Source organism: Prevotella sp. LCP21S3_D2 (assembly GCF_052118345.1).
In the GTDB taxonomy this organism is placed as follows: Bacteria; Bacteroidota; Bacteroidia; order Bacteroidales; family Bacteroidaceae; genus Prevotella.
In genome coordinates this window covers 36,005-55,112 of the sequence record NZ_JBQKHJ010000015.1, presented here as the reverse complement: position 1 = coordinate 55,112, position 19,108 = coordinate 36,005, and the positions used below count along the sequence as shown (strand labels likewise).

The 19,108-nt window shown below is 45.0% G+C and carries 19 protein-coding genes; 11 read left to right on the top strand and 8 right to left on the bottom strand.

All coding sequences use genetic code 11. The annotated features are described in order from the left end of the window. The first annotated feature begins 153 nt into the window (after nt 1–153). The 7 genes from ACTQ16_RS10565 (at nt 154) to ACTQ16_RS10535 (ending at nt 8,669) form a co-directional block, all read left to right on the top strand. Entirely contained in the window at nt 154–1,977 is a 1,824-nt protein-coding gene (locus ACTQ16_RS10565) for an ABC-F family ATP-binding cassette domain-containing protein (RefSeq protein ID WP_295347380.1), read from the top strand. Between the two features lie 109 nt (nt 1,978–2,086). Then, complete coding sequence (gene yihA / locus ACTQ16_RS10560; protein ID WP_153122788.1) at nt 2,087–2,692, top strand: ribosome biogenesis GTP-binding protein YihA/YsxC; 606 nt, start codon at nt 2,087–2,089, stop codon at nt 2,690–2,692. 15 nt (nt 2,693–2,707) lie between these two features. Beyond that, the gene (locus ACTQ16_RS10555; protein ID WP_294968118.1) at nt 2,708–3,691 is read left to right on the top strand and encodes a Gfo/Idh/MocA family protein; all 984 of its coding nucleotides are present in this window, start codon (nt 2,708–2,710) and stop codon (nt 3,689–3,691) included. Nucleotides 3,692–3,713: 22 nt separating this feature from the next. Next, a complete protein-coding gene (locus ACTQ16_RS10550; protein WP_441937333.1) occupies nt 3,714–4,937 on the top strand; it encodes a DUF4421 domain-containing protein in 1,224 nt (407 codons plus the stop codon). A 12-nt stretch (nt 4,938–4,949) separates the two neighbouring features. Next, nucleotides 4,950–5,810, top strand: a complete 861-nt coding sequence (locus ACTQ16_RS10545) for an N-acetylmuramoyl-L-alanine amidase-like domain-containing protein (protein WP_441937332.1) — start codon at nt 4,950–4,952, stop codon at nt 5,808–5,810. Nucleotides 5,811–5,882: 72 nt separating this feature from the next. Continuing rightward, nucleotides 5,883–7,940 (top strand): molecular chaperone HtpG, encoded by a 2,058-nt coding sequence (htpG, locus tag ACTQ16_RS10540; protein WP_441937331.1) that lies wholly within the window; start codon nt 5,883–5,885, stop codon nt 7,938–7,940. A gap of 195 nt (nt 7,941–8,135) precedes the next feature. Further along, the gene (locus ACTQ16_RS10535; protein WP_441937330.1) at nt 8,136–8,669 is read left to right on the top strand and encodes an RNA polymerase sigma factor; all 534 of its coding nucleotides are present in this window, start codon (nt 8,136–8,138) and stop codon (nt 8,667–8,669) included. Between the two features lie 108 nt (nt 8,670–8,777). On the opposite strand, the gene ACTQ16_RS10530 is transcribed toward ACTQ16_RS10535, so the two are convergent. Next, entirely contained in the window at nt 8,778–9,164 is a 387-nt protein-coding gene (locus ACTQ16_RS10530; protein ID WP_294968126.1) for a hypothetical protein, read from the bottom strand. A gap of 36 nt (nt 9,165–9,200) precedes the next feature. After that, nucleotides 9,201–10,658, bottom strand: coding sequence for an aminoacyl-histidine dipeptidase (locus tag ACTQ16_RS10525; protein WP_441931984.1), 1,458 nt, complete (start codon nt 10,656–10,658; stop codon nt 9,201–9,203). 126 nt (nt 10,659–10,784) lie between these two features. On the opposite strand from ACTQ16_RS10525, the gene ACTQ16_RS10520 reads away from it, so the two are divergent. The 3 genes from ACTQ16_RS10520 to nth all read left to right on the top strand — a co-directional run bounded on the left by ACTQ16_RS10520 (nt 10,785) and on the right by nth (nt 12,317). Then, nucleotides 10,785–10,979 (top strand): hypothetical protein, encoded by a 195-nt coding sequence (locus ACTQ16_RS10520; RefSeq protein WP_217759863.1) that lies wholly within the window; start codon nt 10,785–10,787, stop codon nt 10,977–10,979. A 73-nt stretch (nt 10,980–11,052) separates the two neighbouring features. Further along, nucleotides 11,053–11,664, top strand: coding sequence for an OmpH family outer membrane protein (locus tag ACTQ16_RS10515; protein WP_218416334.1), 612 nt, complete (start codon nt 11,053–11,055; stop codon nt 11,662–11,664). Nucleotides 11,665–11,669: 5 nt separating this feature from the next. Further along, nucleotides 11,670–12,317 (top strand): endonuclease III, encoded by a 648-nt coding sequence (nth, locus tag ACTQ16_RS10510; RefSeq protein ID WP_441937328.1) that lies wholly within the window; start codon nt 11,670–11,672, stop codon nt 12,315–12,317. A gap of 61 nt (nt 12,318–12,378) precedes the next feature. Here the strand turns inward: nth and aroC are convergent, their stop codons facing one another. From aroC to ACTQ16_RS10495, 3 genes are all read right to left on the bottom strand, one after another. Beyond that, the gene (gene aroC / locus ACTQ16_RS10505; RefSeq protein WP_441937327.1) at nt 12,379–13,503 is read right to left on the bottom strand and encodes a chorismate synthase; all 1,125 of its coding nucleotides are present in this window, start codon (nt 13,501–13,503) and stop codon (nt 12,379–12,381) included. 126 nt (nt 13,504–13,629) lie between these two features. Further along, nucleotides 13,630–14,226, bottom strand: a complete 597-nt coding sequence (locus ACTQ16_RS10500) for an FKBP-type peptidyl-prolyl cis-trans isomerase (RefSeq protein WP_441937326.1) — start codon at nt 14,224–14,226, stop codon at nt 13,630–13,632. 70 nt (nt 14,227–14,296) lie between these two features. Continuing rightward, complete coding sequence (locus ACTQ16_RS10495) at nt 14,297–14,584, bottom strand: hypothetical protein (RefSeq protein ID WP_294968134.1); 288 nt, start codon at nt 14,582–14,584, stop codon at nt 14,297–14,299. A gap of 368 nt (nt 14,585–14,952) precedes the next feature. Between ACTQ16_RS10495 and ACTQ16_RS10490 the strand changes: the two genes are divergently transcribed. Beyond that, nucleotides 14,953–15,303, top strand: a complete 351-nt coding sequence (locus ACTQ16_RS10490; protein WP_218416335.1) for a hypothetical protein — start codon at nt 14,953–14,955, stop codon at nt 15,301–15,303. Between the two features lie 538 nt (nt 15,304–15,841). Here the strand turns inward: ACTQ16_RS10490 and ACTQ16_RS10485 are convergent. The 3 genes from ACTQ16_RS10485 to lysA all read right to left on the bottom strand — a co-directional run bounded on the left by ACTQ16_RS10485 (nt 15,842) and on the right by lysA (nt 19,065). Beyond that, a complete protein-coding gene (locus ACTQ16_RS10485) occupies nt 15,842–16,615 on the bottom strand; it encodes a glycosyltransferase (RefSeq protein WP_294968138.1) in 774 nt (257 codons plus the stop codon). Between the two features lie 77 nt (nt 16,616–16,692). Further along, complete coding sequence (locus ACTQ16_RS10480; RefSeq protein WP_294968141.1) at nt 16,693–17,850, bottom strand: glycosyl transferase family 2; 1,158 nt, start codon at nt 17,848–17,850, stop codon at nt 16,693–16,695. A 57-nt stretch (nt 17,851–17,907) separates the two neighbouring features. After that, nucleotides 17,908–19,065: a diaminopimelate decarboxylase gene (gene lysA, locus ACTQ16_RS10475; protein WP_153122821.1), complete on the bottom strand. Its 1,158-nt coding sequence runs from the start codon at nt 19,063–19,065 to the stop codon at nt 17,908–17,910. Nucleotides 19,066–19,108 lie beyond the last annotated feature (43 nt).

Genomic DNA, 19,108 nt, shown 5'->3' with positions numbered 1-19,108 from the left:
TAATTTTCTAATCTTTTTATCTTCGAAAACTGCCCCAAAAGTTACCGCAAACAATCAATTATACGATAAAATATGCAAGTTTCCTTAAAAATACGGTGCAAAGATACTACTTTTTGAGCGAAAATCATTATCTTTGCATGAAAAAATTGCAGAATGGCTAGTCAGATACCATATTTAGACGTACAAAACCTCACCAAACGATTTGGTGCGCAGGTTCTTTTTGATAAGATTTCCTTCTCTATCGCTGAAGGACAGAAGGTGGGACTCGTGGCACGTAATGGCACGGGAAAGTCTACCTTGATGTCTGTTCTGATGAATAAGGAGGGACATGAAAGCGGTGATATCATCTATCGTCGCGATTTGAAGATTGGATATTTGGAGCAGTCTCCTCAATTCGATCCGGAGGAGAGTGTGCTCGATGCATGTTTCAATCATGAGGGAGACCCGGAGAAGGTGCTCCGTGCCAAGCAGATCCTGACCCAGCTACATATTACCAATATGGAGCAGCCGATGGGGCAGCTTAGCGGAGGACAGCAGAAACGTGTTGCCCTGGCTAATGTGCTGATAGAGGAGCCCGATTTCCTGATGCTCGATGAGCCTACCAACCACCTTGACCTGGAAATGATAGAATGGCTGGAGGGATACTTGAACAGAGGAAACAAGACCATCTTCATGGTTACCCACGACCGTTTCTTCCTGGACAAGGTGTGCAATACCATCCTGGAACTTGACGATAAGACCATCTATACCTATAGAGGCAATTATGCTTACTATCTGGAGAAACGTCAGGAACGCATGGATAATCTCCGGGCAGAAATTCAGCATTCCAAGAATCTCTACCGCAGGGAGTTGGACTGGATGCGCCGCCAACCTCAGGCTCGTGGTCATAAGGCAAAGTATCGTGAAGATGCCTTTTATGAACTGGAGAAGGTAGCTAAGCAGCGTATCGAAGACCGACAGGTGCGTCTGAAGGCTTCTACCGTATATATCGGTTCCAAGATATTTGAATGTCAGTATGTAAGCAAGGCTTTCGATGACCGTGGTAAGAAGAAGGTGATACTCGATAACTTCTATTACAACTTTGCCCGATTCGAGAAGATGGGTATCGTGGGTAATAACGGAACGGGTAAGTCTACCTTCATCAAGATGCTCTTGGGTGAAGTTCAGCCGGACAGCGGTAAGTTTGACATCGGTGAGACGGTTCGCTTCGGTTATTTCTCGCAGGAGGGATTGAAGTTCAAGGAAGACCAGAAGGTGATTGATGTCATTACTGAGATTGCCGATTATATCGACTTGGGTAATGGCAAGCACATGACGGCTTCGCAGTTCCTGCAGTTCTTCCTCTTTACTCCAGAAGAGCAGCACAACTACGTATATAAGTTGAGTGGAGGCGAGAAGCGTAAGCTCTATCTCTGTACGGTGCTGATGAGGAATCCTAACTTCCTGGTTCTCGATGAGCCTACCAACGACCTTGATATCCAGACACTCCAGGTACTGGAGGAATACTTGCAGGATTTCGCCGGTTGCGTTATCGTAGTAAGTCACGACCGCTATTTCATGGACAAGGTAGTGGATCATCTTCTGGTGTTCAAGGGCGAGGGCGAGATACAGGATTTCCCTGGCAACTATACCCAATACCGTGACTGGAGCCGATTGCAGGAGAAGGATGAGGCAGAGAAAGCTGCGGCTAAAACTGCCAGCAATAATGCTGCAGTCAATGATGGCGCCGGCACAGCCAAGCGTGACGCCAACTTTGAGAACAAGCGCAAGATGAGCTACAAGGAGAAGCGTGAATATGAACAGCTGACCCAGGAAATTGATAAGCTTACCGAAGAGCAGAAAAAATTGGAAGAGGCCCTTTGCAGCGGAACGCTTTCGGTAGATGAACTGACGGAAAAGAGCAAGCGACTGCCGGAAATCAAGGATGAACTTGATGAGAAGGAAATGAGATGGCTGGAATTGTCAGAGATGCTATAGACTTTGAACTTTGAACTTTGAACATTGAACTTTGAGGTTTGAACATTGAACTTTTGATTAGTTCGTTTGCTGACATTTAGTGATTAACATAATAATAGAAAACATAACGATGGAAATTAAGAAATCTGAATTTACAATATCTGCTCCACGAGTGAGCATGTGTCCAAAGGATAATAAGGCTGAGTACGCCTTTATCGGTCGAAGCAATGTGGGTAAGTCTAGTCTTATCAATATGCTTTGCAATCATAAAGGTTTAGCTAAAACTTCAGCCACACCGGGTAAGACGTTGCTGATCAATCACTTCATTATCAATAATGAATGGTATCTGGTTGACCTTCCCGGCTATGGATTTGCCAAGCGCTCCAAGACTGTCCAGAAGCAGTTGGAGCAGATGATCAGCAGCTATATCCTTCAGCGCCCTCAGTTGGCAAACGTCTTTGTTCTTATCGACGTACGCCATGACCAGCAGAAGATTGACCGTGAATTCGTAGACTGGTTGGGCGAAAGCAATGTGCCATTCTGTATCGTTTTCACCAAGGCAGATAAGTTGGGACCGGTAAAGGCTCGTATGAATGCCGAGAAATGGATGCATGCATTGGAAGATCGCTGGGAAGAGCTTCCTCCTTATTTCATTACAAGTAGTGAGAAAAAGATGGGACGTGACGAAGTGCTCGATTATATTGACGAGATCAACAAGTCGCTTGCTGGAGAATAAAAATCATCGAAACGTATGAAACAGATCAATTGGGGATTTATCGGCTGCGGAGAAGTAACCGAAAAGAAGAGCGGACCGGCCTTCAATGAGGTGGAAGGTTCGCAGGTTGTGGCAGTGATGAGCCGTAGCGAGAACAAGGCTCGTAGTTATGCTGAGCGTCATCATATCCGTAAATGGTATACGGATGCCCAGGAATTGATAGATGACCCTGATGTAAATGCCATCTATATCGCTACTCCACCATCGTCTCATGCCACCTTTGCCATCATGGCAATGCGTGCAGGCAAGCCTGTTTATATAGAAAAGCCATTGGCAGCAAGCTATAACGACTGTATCCGTATCAATCGTATCAGTGAGCAGACCGGTGTTCCTTGCTTTGTGGCTTATTACCGTCGTTATCTTCCATATTTCCAGAAAGTGAAGGAGATCATTGAAAACGGTACCATCGGTAAGGTAATCAATGTTCAGATAAGGTTCTCTGTGCCTCCTCGTGACCTTGACTATAAAAACGAAAAGGAATTGCCTTGGAGGTTGCAGCCGGATATTGCGGGTGGAGGTTATTTCTATGATTTGGCCCCACACCAGATTGATTTGTTGCAGAATATTTTCGGTGTTATCACCCGTGCACATGGTTATCCTGCCAATCGTGCTCATCTCTACAAGGCAGAGGATACCGTTTCAGCTTGTTTCTTCTTCGAAAATGGGGTTACGGGCAGTGGAAGCTGGTGCTTTGTGGGACATGAGAGTGCAAAGGAAGACCGTATCGAGATTATCGGTGATAAGGGCTCCTTGTCTTTTTCGGTATTTACATATGAACCTATTGTTCTCATCACCAGTGAAGGAAAACAGAGTATTACCGTACCAAATCCTTCCTATGTGCAATTGCCGATGATCAAGCATGTCATAGAGCATTTGCAGGGCATCGGGCATTGCGACTGTACGAGTATCTCGGCTACACCGGTTAACTGGGTGCTAGACCGTGTTTTGTGGAAGAATTAGACTTAAAATAAAAAGTCTCTGTATGAGAAAAATTTGTTTTTTGTGGATGATGTTAACCTTTTTTCTGCTGCCTGTAGGGGCAGCAGAAGAGGAATCTTTGTCTGCAAAAGACAATGAAAAGAGGGTGGAGGTGACGGACACCCTTTTTGTAAGCCATCTTTTCAATTCTACCATGTTTAAGCACAACTCCACGGATAGCCTGATAAGAGCCCGTCATAAGCGGACTTTCTTTCATCAGGTGGGCAACGTCTTTACCCGCTTTTTCCGGGAATTCAATACCACCGATTCTTCCTATATCGAAGACCAGCATTACAACTATACAGTAATGCTGCAGAATACGAATACCTACGAGATTTATACCTTGCGCAACAAGGAGGGACAGAGCATTACCTTTGCCCCTGACCCTTCCTGGCGATTAGGTCCGTATCTGGGATGGCGATGGGTATTCCTGGGTTATACTTTCGACTTGAAGCATATCAATGCCAATAACAGTCATACGAATAAAAAGGAGTTTGACTTGAGTCTCTACAGCAGTCTGCTGGGTGTTGATCTCTTCTGGCGTCAGACAGGTAATGATTATCATGTCAAGCGCATGAATCTGGGAGAACATATCAACTGTAATGCGATGAGAAAGGCGCCTTTCGGGGGATTTAAATCGAGTATCAAGGGGCTCAACCTTTACTATATCTTTAATCATCGAAGATTCTCTTATCCAGCTGCTTATGCACAGAGTACCGTACAGCGCAGAAGTGCCGGCTCCATGCTCTTGGGCATCGGATATACCCAACACAAACTGGAAGTGGATTGGGACAAGCTCACCCAGCTTGTTGATGATTGCTTGAACCAGGGTGTTCCTCCTGGAGAGCAGGCTAAGATAGACAGTAGCCTGATGTTTTCGCAGGTGAAATATAGTGATATCAATGTAAGTTGTGGCTATGCTTATAACTGGGTGTTCGCCAAGAATTGGCTTTTCAATGCCTCGCTCTCGGTGGGGCTTGCCTACAACCAGTCTACCTCGGATACCGAAAGTGAACATTTCGACATCATGAACTTCCGTTTCAGGAATGTCAACTTGGATGGTATAGGAAGATTTGGAGTAGTATGGAACAATACCCGATGGTATGCGGGCATGAGTACTATCATCCATTCTTATAATTATAGAAAATCTCAGTTTTCTACCAATAATTCCTTCGGTTCTGTCAATCTGTATTTCGGAGTTAATTTTGGAAGAAAACGTAATCATTAAAACTGTAGGAAAATGAAAATTCTAAAGAGAATATCTGTATTAGTTTTGGCTGTCTTGTCGTTGATGCCATCTATGGCAAAGAGTGGTGTTGTGTATCAGCGCCAGGACAGTATTCGTATCGTCAACTTGTTGAAGCAGGCAAAAGCCTTGAAGACGAAACCTGCCAACTGGATGTTGTGGTTTGGCAAGCAGTTTGTGGGGATTCCATACGTTGGAGGTACCTTGGATAGGACAATGGAAGAGGTTCTCATCGTGAATACACGTGAACTCGACTGTACCACCTATGTAGAGATGGTGACAGCCCTGACGATGTGCGCCCAGAAGCATGAAACCTCCTTTGCTTCCTTCTGCGAACATTTGAAGCACGTGAGATATGTAGGCGGGGAAGTATCTTATGTGAAGCGCCAGCATTATTTTACCATTTGGATGGACGATAATGAAAAGGAGGGTATTGTCAGAAACATCGCTCCTAATCCGCCATTTACTGCCGTCCAGACCGTCAATGTCAACTGGATGTCTACTCATACATCGAGCTATAAGATGCTTTCTGCTCATCCTGAGTGGAAAGCAGGCATTCGCCAGTTGGAGAAGAGCGTAAACGGGAAAAAATACCGTTATGTTCCCAAATCGACCATTGCCAATAACCAGATATTCAGAAAGGCTATTCATGACGGTGACATCATCGTGATTGTTACCAACAAGAAAGGATTGGACACCACGCATATCGGTCTGGCTTCCTGGCACAGGGACGGACTCCACCTGCTCAATGCGAGCAGTATACATAAAAAAGTAATAGACGAACCGATGACACTGTATACCTATATGCAGAAACATCCGGTGCAGATTGGCATCAGGGTATGTAGGGTGCTGTAATTTGGCACGCTATTTGTATAAGCCATAGCAAACATAAAAAATAAAATAATAACATTAAAAGATATAATAACTATGGCACAGAAAGGTAATATCGGTGTAACGACAGAGAACATTTTCCCTGTCATCAAGAAATTCTTATATTCAGATCATGACATCTTCCTCCGTGAGATGGTTTCCAACGCTGTGGATGCTACACAGAAGTTGAAGACTCTTGCTGCCCAGGGCGACTTCAAGGGTGAGATAGGTGACACTACCGTTCGCATTTCTCTCGACGAGAAGGCTGGTACCCTCACTATCAGCGACCGTGGTATCGGTATGACAGAGGAGGAAATCGATAAATATATCAACCAGATTGCATTCTCTGGTGTAACAGACTTCCTCGACAAGTATAAGGAGAATGCCAATGCCATCATCGGTCACTTCGGTCTCGGTTTCTATTCTTCTTTCATGGTAGCCAGCAAGGTGGAAATCATCACCAAGAGCTACAAAGAGGGTAGCAAGGCTGTAAAGTGGAGCTGCGACGGTTCACCAGCTTTCGAAATTGAGGACGCTGACAAGGCTGACCGCGGTTCAGATATCGTTCTCCATATCGCTGACGACTGCAAGGAATTTCTCCAGAAGAGCAAGATTGAGGAACTCCTGAACAAGTACTGCAAGTTTATGGCAGTGCCTGTATCCTTCGGCAAGAAGACTGAGTGGAAGGACGGCAAGAACGTGGAGACAGACGAGGATAACATTATTAATAATGTAGAGCCTCTCTGGACCAAGACTCCTAGCACCTTGAAGGATGAGGACTACAAGAAGTTCTATCATACTCTCTATCCAATGCAGGACGATCCATTGTTCTGGATTCACCTGAACGTAGATTTCCCATTCAACCTGACGGGTATTCTCTACTTCCCACGCATCAAGAACAGCATCGACATGCAGCGCAACAAGATTCAGCTGTATTGCAACCAGGTATTCGTAACAGACCAGGTAGAGGGCATCGTTCCTGAGTTCCTGACCCTGTTGCATGGTGTTATCGACTCACCGGATATCCCATTGAACGTGAGCCGCAGCTACTTGCAGAGCGACAGCAACGTTAAGAAGATTTCTACCTACATCACCAAGAAGGTGGCAGACCGCTTGAACTCTATCTTCAAGGAGAACCGTAAGGAATTCGAGGAGAAGTGGGATGACCTCAAACTCTTCATCAACTACGGTATGCTTTCACAGGATGACTTCTACGACCGCGCCAAGGACTTCGCTCTCCTGAAGGATGTGGAGGGTAAGTACTTCACTTACGAGGAGTACAAGACACTCATCAAGGACAACCAGACCGATAAGGATGGCAACCTGGTATATCTCTATGCCAACAACAAGGAGGAGCAGTACTCTTACATCGAGGCTGCCAAGCAGAAGGGTTACTCAGTGCTTCTGATGGAAGGTCAGCTGGATACCCCAATGGTGAATATGCTGGAGCAGAAGTTGGAGAAGAGCCGCTTCACCCGTGTGGATGCGGATATCATTGACCGACTCATCGTAAAGGAAGATGCCAAGAAGACAGATTTGACAAAAGACCAGTCTGACAACTTGACAGAAGTATTCCGTTCTCAGATGCCTAAGCTCGACAAGGCAGAGTTCTTTGTAGAGATTCAGGCTTTGGGCGAGCAGAACCAGCCAGTGCTCATCACCCAGAATGAGTACATGCGCCGTATGAAGGCGATGAGCCAGTTCCAGACAGGCATGAACTTCTACGGTCAGATGCCAGACAGCTACAACATCGTGTTGAACTCCGACCATGCTTTGGTGAAGAAGGTATTGGAGGATGCTGAGGCTAATACAGCAGATGCATTGAAGCCAATCCTTGCTGAAATCAAGGGTCAGGAGGCTCGTCTTGCAGTACTTCATCAGGAGCAGGGCAAGAAGAAGCCAGAGGAGATTACCCAGGAAGAGAAGGATGATGTTCACAATACAGAGAAGGCTATCAGCGATGAGAAGGCAAAGCGCAATGATATCATCTCGGGTTATGCCAAGAACAACAACATTGTTCATCAGCTTATCGACCTCGCCCTGTTGCAGAACGGTATGCTGAAGGGTGCGTCTCTTGATGCTTTCCTGAAGAGAAGTGTGGATATGATCAAGTAATTGGGGCTTTATTAAAGTGTATATTACTTTACGAAATGTAACATTGAAGGTTACAAATTGTTTCTAGATATGTGCTAAATGTTTCAAAGCAGACATTTAGCACATTTTTTTATCTCATTTCTTTGGTGATGCTATCTGTTTTTCGTACCTTTGCAATACAATTAATGTAAAAACATAATAATCAAAACCACCATCATGGAACAGAACATTGAATCTAAGCACAGCATCATTGCTGAATACTATACAGAGTGCTACGCCGAATTGAAAGGTTTTGTAGCTTCTCGCTTGCTGGGGGATGAAAAAGCCGAGCAGGCAGAAGATATCGTGCAGAATGTTTTCGTGCGCTTGTTGAAGATGGATTGTATGATTACACGTATTACTTTACCTTGTCTGGTATATACTATAGCACGCAATCTTATTCTGGATTATTGGCGTCACAGGCACTGTCTGGAAAAATATGAGAATGTGGTCCGGAATACTGATTGGCAGAACAGGTATGTAGATGATGTTGCTACCATCTATTCTGCCCATGAGATTCAGGCGAAACTGGAAAATGGTATTGCACAACTTTCAGAGAAGCAAAGTAGTGTCTATAGGTTAAACCTGGAAGGAATGACAGTGAAGGACATTGCTCTCCACCTGAACATCAAATATAAGTGTGCAGAGCATTATTTAGGTAATGCGCGTAAGAGTGTGCGAAGATACGTAAAAGAGGAAATGGCTTCTTAGTTTTTATATGTGTGTAAGAAAGAAATATGTGTATAAGATAGAAAATATGTGTGTAAAATAGAAAAAGGTGTCAGCAATCTCGTCAGAGAATGGCTGGCACCTTTTTGGTTAGTTTTGCTTGAAGGCGACAACATGAGTCAGCGCCTTGTCCATATAGAATGTCTGTGTGAGCTCTTGCTGTTTGCCATCTTTGTCGGTCAGCTTATAAGTGGCCCTTATATATAATAAGGTGTCGGTAATGGCATTGTCATTATAGCTGATGTCTTTCTTGATGTATGGCAAAGTGCTCATCTCCTTGCGCATTGATTTTACTTTATCTATGTCAATCATGGCAGTAGGAGTGAGATTGCTGAATCGCTCATAGCTGCAGTCGTTGTCCGTGGCAAGGTTCTCATTCAGGAAATCCTTGACCAGTGACTTGGCCTTGTACTGGTCTCCACAGGAGGTGAGAGCCAATACGAAGCCCAATGTCAATACATATAATATCTTTTTCATATCCTGAGAATGTGGGAAATGAAACAATATCTGTTGTTATTTAACGCTGCGCAGAATGTCCAGCAAGTGATCCCATACCATCTGGACGGTAGGAATCAGAAGAGCCTCGTCTGGAGTGTGAACATTGCGAAGAGTAGGACCGAAGCTTACCATGTCGAGGTCTGGGTAACGCTCAGAGAAGAGACCGCACTCCAGACCGGCATGGATGCCCTTTACCAATGGCTTCTTGCCGAAGAGCTTTTCGTAACTCTTCACGGTGATGTCGGTCAGCTTGCTGTTGGCACGCATCTTCCATGCAGGGTATTTTCCGCCAACGTTTACCTCGGCTCCAGCCAGGAGGAATGCTGCCTTTACAGTGTTGGTCATATTATCCAGGTTGCTCATCACGTTACTGCGCTGAGAAGCCACGATGTGGATGCTGTTTCCGTCGGTAGCAACGCTTGCCACATTGCTGGAAGTCTCTACCATCTCGGCGAGTGCCTCGTCCTGACAGTTGGTAAGAGGACCATTGTCTACAGCCTGCAAAGCCATGATGAACTTGTCTGCAACGGTCTTCTCGATGACAGGAGCAGCATCGGCAGAACCCATGTTGAACTGCATAGACTGTTCTGTAACGTGGAATTCATCCTCTACTTCAGAAGCGAAGATGTTCCAATCAGCACGTACCTGCTCTTTAGCTTCATTCTTGACAGCGAAGACAATCTTGCCGTCACGAGGGATGGCATTGTGCATCTTTCCGCTGTTGAAGCTAACCAGACGGAGTTCACCACCCAGCTTCTCATTCTCCAGGAAGAGGAAACGTGCAAGCAACTTGATGGCATTGGCGCGCTTCTTGTTGATGTCATCGCCTGAGTGACCACCGTTGAGACCCTTCAGGGCAGCCTCCATGAAGAAATAACCTGCAGGAGCCTCCTCACGGTTGAAGTGGAAGGTAGCCTTGGTAGTCTGACCGCCTGCACATGATACGAAAATCTGTCCCTCATCCTCTGAATCGAGGTTGATGAGCATCTTGCCGGTCATGAAACCAGCCTTCATGCCAACGGCACCTGTCAATCCTGTTTCCTCATCACGGGTGAAGACGCACTCGATAGGACCATGCTCGATATCGTCGGCAGCGAGGATGGCAAGTTCGATGGCACAGCCGATACCGTCGTCAGCACCGAGGGTAGTACCCTTTGCCTTCAGCCATTCACCGTCTACGTAGGTCTGGATGGCATCCTTATGGAAGTCGAACTCTACGTCTACCAATTTATCGCAAACCATATCCATGTGGCTCTGGAGGATGATGGTATCAGCGTTCTCATATCCTGGAGTTGCAGCCTTGCGAATGAGAACGTTTCCTGTTTCGTCGACCAGAGTCTCGAGCTGATGGCTTTTGCCGAATTCCTTCAAGTACTCAATCATGTTTTCCTCATGCTTGGAAGGGCGAGGTATTTCGTTGATTTTAGCGAACTGCTCAAACACGAGAGCAGGTTTTAATTCTTTTTTTTCCATTTATTGATATATTTATGTTATTTTGTTTTGAATTTTCTATTATTTCTTTATTTTATTTTGAGTTTTCCTCGAAAAATCGTACCTTTGCAACGCGAAGTGCACTAAGGCACTGCAAAGGTAATAAAAATGGTAAAATTAATGTTATTAAGTCTGTTAATAATTGCTATAGCAATGGCATTATTTAGCGTGAAATTGATTTTCAAAAAGAATGGTAAGTTCTCTTCCCAGCATGTTCACGATAATCCGGGCTTGCGCAAGATGGGCATCCACTGTGTGGTAGATCAGGATCGCGAGGCGCGTGAAGCCAATAAGGCTTATTAGAAATATGAATGAATTGAATTTACCGGGAGTAAGAAATTAATAAGTAGAAATATAAATTATAAAATACTAGAAAATGAAAAAGAACATTTTGAGTTCAGTGGCTATTGCTGCTGTTGCTGCTTTGTCATTGGCATCTTGCAACAAGTCACAGCCTCAGGTTGAGGCTAAGTCAGAGACTAAGGCTTCTACGGGGTTGAAGGTTGCATACGTTGAGGTTGACTCAATCATGACTCAGTATACCTTTGCTAAGGAGTATTCTTCTATCTTGGAGAAGAAGGGTCAGAATATTCAGGCTACTATCGCACAGAAGGGGCAGCAGTTGCAGGCTGCTGCTGCTAATTTCCAGCAGAAGATTCAGCAGAACGCATATACTCGTGAGCAGGCTGAGGCTATTCAGGCTGGTCTTCAGAAGCAGAACAATGACCTTCAGGGATTGCAGCAGCGTTTGAGCAATGAGTTTGCTGCTGAGCAGGACAAGTATAACAAGGCTCTCCACGACAGCATTGCCAACTATCTCAATAGATATAACAAGGAAAAGAAGTATAGCATCATCTTCTCTAAGAGTGGTGATAACCTGCTCTATGCTGATAAGGTTTTGGATATTACCAACGAGGTGATTGCTGGCTTGAACAAGGCTTACAAGGGTAAGTTGAAGGGTGCAGAGAAAACTCCTGCTAAAAAATAAACAATATGCTTCGTAACGAAAGATATAATTTTATATTGAATCACTTCAGAGATGCGCTGCCGAATGTGACTACCGAGTTGCACTTCGGTAGCGCATTTCAGCTTCTGGTGGCTACCTTGCTTTCGGCCCAATGTACCGATAAGCGTATCAATATGGTTACTCCGGCTCTTTTTGCCCGTTATCCCGATGCTCTGCACATGGCGCAGGCGAGTGAGGAGGATATTTATGAACTGATCAGTTCCGTCAGCTATCCCAATGCCAAGGCAAAGCATCTTGCCCAGATGTCCCGTCAATTGGTGGAGATGTTTGGGGGCGAAGTGCCTGAGGCGACTGATGATCTGGTGAAGTTGGCTGGAGTGGGGCGCAAGACTGCGAACGTGATTCGTGCCGTATGGTTCGGCTATGCTACGATGGCGGTGGATACGCATGTCTATCGTGTGAGCCATCGTATGGGATTGGTGCCCCGCACGGCAGATACGCCTCGCAAGGTAGAGGATTATCTGATGAAGCATATTCCTGCAGAGGATATTCCGAATGCTCATCATTGGATTCTGCTGCATGGCAGATATATCTGCAAGAGTGCCAAGCCGCTTTGTGATAAATGCTTTTTCAATGAGCATTGCCCTAAACTATTAAAGGACAGTAAACTTTAGGTAATAATTAGTGATTAGTTAGTAGTGATAAGTTTGTTAATCACTACTAACTAATCACTAATTAAAGTTTTATGGTTTTATTCATCAGATAGTTATCCAGGATAACCATGGCTGCCATTGCCTCTACTACTGGTACGGCTCTTGGCAATACGCATGGATCATGTCGGCCGCGGGCTGTAAGCTTGGTCGGATTTCCTTCCAAATCCACAGTGTCCTGTTTCATCAATAGGGTGGCTACAGGCTTGAATGCTACCCGGAAATAGATATCCTGACCATTGCTCAAACCGCCCTGGATACCTCCGCTATGATTGCTTCTGGTCGTGATGCGGGCTACAACATCCTGGTTGATGGATTTATCTGCAGCCTGATTTGTATTTTCATCCTTCGGAACAAACACATCATTCTGTTCGCTTCCACGGGCGGTAACGCCAGCAAATCCCTCTCCATATTCAAAACCCTTCACGGCATTGATGCCGAGCATGGCTGCACCCAGTTGTGCATGGAGCTTGTCGAATTCCGGTTCACCCAGTCCCGCAGGGCTTCCCTTGATTACGCATGTGATGATGCCTCCAATGGTATCACCGTCGGCTTTAACCTGGGCAATGAGGTCTTCCATCTCCTTGGCTTTAGCCTGGTCCGGACAACGTACCGGATTGTCTTCGATGGTGTTGAGGTCATACTGATGGTAATCTTTCTCCAAAGCGATGTTTCCCACCTGCGATGTGTAGGCAGTGATGCTGATGCCCAGCTGGCGGAGTGCCAACTTGGCAAGGGCGCCACCCACGCAGCGTGAGATGGTGATGCGGGCAGATGAGCGTCCGCCTCCACGATGGTCTCTGATGCCATACTTCTCGTTGTAGGTGAAGTCGGCATGTGATGGGCGAAACAGACAGCGCATGTTCTCATAGTCTTGAGAATGCTGGTTCTGGTTTCGTACTTCAAAGCCGATAGGTGTTCCCGTTGACTTCCCCTCGAAGACACCACTTAGAAATTCCACCTTGTCTGCTTCCTTTCGGGCAGTAGTAATGTGACTTTGTCCAGGGCGTCGACGATTCAGTTCGCTCTGGATAAAGTCCATGTCTATGTCAATGCCAGCAGGGAAACCGTCGATGACGCCTCCTACAGCTATGCCGTGACTCTCTCCGAAAGTGGTGAGAGTGAAAAGATTGCCAAATGTATTCCTCATTGTCCTATGTATGATATAGAGGCTCGTTCTTCCCATGATGATAGGGTAGGTAAGCCTCATGAGTTGATATGAAGAGCGGCTATCCCAATTTTGCTTGAGACAGCCGCTATAGTTTATTCTCAAATATTACTTGTTGCAATCGCAGCCGCCTTTGCAGTTGCCGTCCTTGCAGTCGCCACCACAGTTGTCGCAACCGCCACCGCAACCACCAGCTTCACCGCTGATCATCTGAGCCATCTTAGCGATTTCCTCAGCTGTTGCTTCACGGCTTTCCAATACCTGACCGCAGAAGTTGAGCTTCAAACCTGCCAATGGATGGTTGAGGTCGCATGTAACCTTCTCGTCGGTGATATTCTTAACGACAGCATTGAAGTGGTTGCCGTCCTCGTTCTGCAATGGGATGATGGCACCAACCTGTACGTGCTGAGCATCAAACTGGCCATTGACTGTAAAGATCTGCTTGTCGAGATCGAGTACGCGCTCGTCATAGTGGAGGCCATAAGCCTGCTCTGGCTCCAGCTCAAAGTCGAACTCCTCGCCCTTTTCAAGATTTACCATCTTCTCTTCGAATGCTGGCAATGTTACGCCCATGCCGCTGATGAAGATGAAAGGACGCTCGTCTGTTGTACGCTCGATGAGCATTTCTTCACCGTTATCACCTTTAGTTACATCGTAGAGTGCATAAGACACTACAATAAATTTGTTCTTGTTGTTTGATTCCATTATTATTTATGTTTTTATTTTATCTTGTTTTGATACTATTACCTATTTTATATATATAGGCAATATGATTTTATTTTTTCTTATTCATGCGTTGGCGTCTTTGAATGCTGACGCTTTTCACCATTTCCATGCGCTCCAGATAGATAGGACGCCATTTGTCTATGATGTCTTGCAGGCTCTTGCTCTTTTGGGATAGTTCTGCATATTCATCACCTTCTGTCTGATTTGCCTTTTTCAGTTCAAGCATGCGGGCGATGAAATGCTTCTGCTGTTCTTCGGCTGCCTTCAGTTGGCTGCCGAGTTTTTCCAAGCTTTCCATAAATGCCAGTGCCTTGTCTATATGTGTCTGTTGTTCCATTTATTCTTTAATTGTTGCTTAACTTCTGCAAAGGTACAAATAAATATTGGGATATGGAAGAGAAATCAAGGAAATTTTCCTCTCCACCTTAATTATTTTGAGCCATCTTACAATTTGTTAGCTAAAATCTGTAAAAAATTACTTTCTGCTCCTGGTTTTAGACTGCTCTTGTTGATTTATGTCAAATAATAAACGGATTTTTGAAAAAAAACAAATAAATGTTTGCGCACACAGCAGAAAGTTCGTATCTTTGCAGCGTCTTAAAGAAATAAGACTATAGGATAATGTTTAACAAGAGTTCTCAGGAAACGGAGCAATTAGGATATCTGCTCCATGAGACTCGTAAAGTAAAGAAAGGTAAAAAGATTATGAAGAAGATTATGATTTTAGCAGTAGCATTGTTGAGTATGACAACTACTTTTGCAGCAGAAGAGGCTACAAACGCAACAGCAGCTTACAACATGAACATCAAGATGGGTAGCTTGGCTGATGCATTGTCACTTAATATCGATCAGGTTGATGCTGTTTCTGACGTTCACAAGAACTTCACAGCAGACATGATGAATGCTGCTTCTGCATCTAAGGAGGATCGTGCAGCTATGATTGACAAGGCTGTCATCAAGGATTTGAAGTACATGCACAGCATCCTCAACAATACACAGTATCGCAAGTACGTGATGCTTTTGAATGCTACACTCATCAACCGTGGTTTGAAGTAATCACGCAGGTGTTGATTCAAGAATCAAAATAGATTGAGAGAGAGATTTTAATAGAAACTGCAGGTTGGATTTCATATCTGACTTGCAGTTTTTTTATTGTCTGCGTTTGAAAACTCTGGGTTTTTCAGGGATATCTCTGTGAAATAAATCCGTATCTCTGTGTTTTTCACTCCGTATCTCTGTGATATAAATTCATATCTCTGTGTATTCTATTCAGAAATACGCAGTTTTCTTGTCCTGATCCTGTATATTCCGGAAACTATCGTATGTTTATCTTTTTTCAGATACCTACTATTAGGTAATAGTGAAAACCCCCATTTTTAGGTATTGCACATTCAGAGAAAAAGTAGTACCTTTGCAAACGAAAACAAGAAGATGTTTGAAACTTAAGATATATTCGGTTTATTGTGACTTTTAGATAGAATAGTTACTTATCAGAAAAATAAGAATCTTGTTCGCTAATAGAAAGAATTCATAATGTTTTTGTACAATATGTAGAAAGGGCTGCCTGTGAAGGTAGCCCTTTTCTGCTTTTGTCCTATTTTACATATCTCAGTATCTCCTTGCTTTTTCTGCTTTTTTTTGCCGGAAGGGGCATGAAGCCCTCGGTAAGTCCGGTTTTCTCTGTCATCGCCTGGAATACTGCTGCCGCATAGCCGGAAAGCTTCAGCGTCTGCAATTCCTCATTGATGGCATCCTCATCATAATTATCGGCATATAATAAGGTATGCAGGCTGTCCAGATAGTTCTGTGGAATGTTCTGGTGAGGCATACGACTCTTTATCTGCAGGATTTGAGCGATGATAGGTTCCTTGGTCTGTGCTGCAATCATTTCTGCCTTGTGCTGTTCAAAACCGGAAAGGGTAGAGATGTTGGTGTCTGCCCAGTTGTCCAGCATGGCGCCTTCTGATGTGAGATGACTGTAACCGAAATATCTGATCAGGGCGATGTTCTTGTTCCAACCCAGCTGGGCGAGATAGTTCTTCTCCATCGGTGTTGTGGCGATGACGAGATCAGCTTTTTGATACATCGTCTTCTGATACACGAGCGACTGGAGGCTGCGCTTGAGGTGAGGATTCTTCCGGTTTCGTTCAGAGATGTCTCCGAGTGGACACACCATGTATGGAATGCCCATCTTGCGTGATTTTCCGGCAAGCTGTGCTCCCTGCATGGTCCATGCTCCCAATATCATAACGATGTCGGCATCTGCCAGATTGTGGGTGATGTCGAGCTTTTTGCCAAGTGCTTCAATGTATGGGAGGTACATTTTCAGCGTCTTCTTCTGTTTAGCTATATACAAATATACTTTCATGGTTGTGTCTTTTTAAAATCCTTTAATCCAGATTTTCCTCTTGTAATCTATTTCCCGAAATCTATTTCTCCGGTATCTTACAGCTTATGGCTGGTGAAGTCATTCTTGTCTGCACGCCAATATCTTATCTTGTTGGCGAGGTTTCTCCAGATGATTCCATATTCATAGAACGGCAACTTGATGATGTTCATCTCATCGTCGAAGTGCCTGATGGCCTTGATGGCAATGATCATGCGGAGCAGGAAGAGCAACAGGAGAGCGAAGCCGGCTATTCCCGTTAAGAGCCAATCCTGCGTGATGATGGCGAAAGCTAATACTGCAATAGAAGCAATGAGGCTGAGATGAGGGAAGAGATGATCGAAGAACATCAGAGTACGCATCGATTTCGCCCTATCTAAACTCTTTCGTGATGACAGGTGATAGAGGTGGGCGTTGTGCCATGACTTGTTGGTTGGTTCGTCACGGACCAGCCAGGCATCGCTATCCAATACTACAGCTGTTTCTCCCAGTTGTCCATACTTGTTGACAAGGAAATCATATTCTCCACGTACATACTCCAGGTTGCCCTGGTAGCCTTGTTCCTGCATGAACTGGCTCTTGCGGAAAGCTACGTTTGGCATGTGGCTGCGATAGCCATAAGAGTGCTGGGCACGTCTTAACAGATAGAATGCCTTGCGTATGCTGTCGAAGCGGCGGACTCCTTTGGTTTCTTCATCCAGTTCTACATAGCCCAGGACCAGATTGCATGATTGACAGAAGTGTTGAGACATGGCTGTCAGCCAATTGTCGTTCTTTGGCTTGCAGTTTGGCTCGGTGAGGATGATCCATTCATACTTGGCTGCTTTTACACCGAGCGTAATCTGCAATTTCTTGCGGCTCATATAGCGGGAACTCTCAGGAATGTATGTATAATACAGATGAGGATTCTCTGCAGACAAGCGCTTGAGATAGTCCTGGGTTTCTGCATCTGTGCTTTGGCAGACTACGATGACCTGATAATCGGCAGCGTATTGCTGCTTGAGGAACAGCGGGAGGTTGCGTTCCAGTTCGGGCAGATTATCATGAGCGGTAATAATTACTGTTATCGGTTCTTTGGATACCGGAGTATCTTCCTCATTTTCCTCTGTTTTAGGAAAACGCAGCGAGCGCAGGAATGGGTTTATCAGCGATCCGAGAATCGCCAATAAAACCACTGCTGCGCCAGCTATAATAGTTGTTAAACTAATTGTCATCATTTCTTTTTCTCGTATTTCTTATGCTTTTGCCCTTCTGGGGGCATACGGCATTTGACTTTAAAAGTCTTCAGTGATGTAACCCTTTGGCAACTGACGGCAATTGTACTGACTCGCCATAATCTCACCGTAAGCGCCGGCAGAGCGGAGAGCGATGAGGTCGCCGCGATGGGTCTTGTTCAAGTCGGTTGCCTTAGCGAATACATCGCTTGATTCACAGATAGGGCCTACCACATCGTATGTCTCCATAGGTTCATCGCTGGAGATATTCTCGATTTTGTGATATGCCTGATAGAGGGCAGGGCGAATCAAATCGGTCATTCCGGCATCAACGATGGCGAACTGCTTGGCTGTACCCTGTTTGATGTAGAGGGTCTTGGTGATGAGGCTTCCCATCTGACCTACTACGGCACGACCTAACTCGAAGTGGAGTTTCTGACCATCACGCAACTTCAACTTCTTGGCGTATGTATCAAAGTAATCCTTGAAGTCAGGGATTGGTACACGGTTAGGGTGGTTATAATCGATGCCCAGGCCACCACCTACGTTGATGTTCTTAACCACGATATGATGAGCTTCCAGCTGGTTCTGCAACTCGTTGATTCGGTTGCAGAGAGCCTCGAAGTCACCCATGTCAAGTATCTGACTACCAATGTGGAAGTGAAGTCCCAGGAACTTGATGTTCTTCATTTTTGCAGCTTCCTCGATGACGCTCTCCATATCGCGCATGGCGATACCGAACTTGTTCTCTGCCAGACCGGTTGTGATGTTGGCATGAGTATGAGCGCCCACATCAGGGTTGATGCGGAAGCAAACCTGAGCTATCTTATTCTGTTTTTCTGCAAGTTCGTTAATAATCTCAAGTTCCGGAATGCTCTCTACATTGAAGCAGAAGATGCCCTTCTCCAGACCGAGATTGATTTCCCAATCACTCTTGCCTACACCTGCATATACAATCTTGCTGGCAGGGAAACCTGCCTTGATGGCAGCCTGAATCTCTCCTCCGCTCACGCAGTCGGCTCCTAATCCTGCCTGACAGATGATGTTGAGCACCTTAGGATTGGCGTTTGCCTTCACGGCATAGTGAACCTCAAATCCCGGATGTTTGCCAGCCTCTTCGTTGATGGTCTTCAAGGTTTGGCGCAACACATTGGTGTCGTAATAGTAAAATGGAGTCTGTATCTCCTGAAATTTGTCTATCGGAAATGTTCCTTTCATTTCGCTTAGTTTTAAATTAAAATTTTATTATAGTCAAATTAGA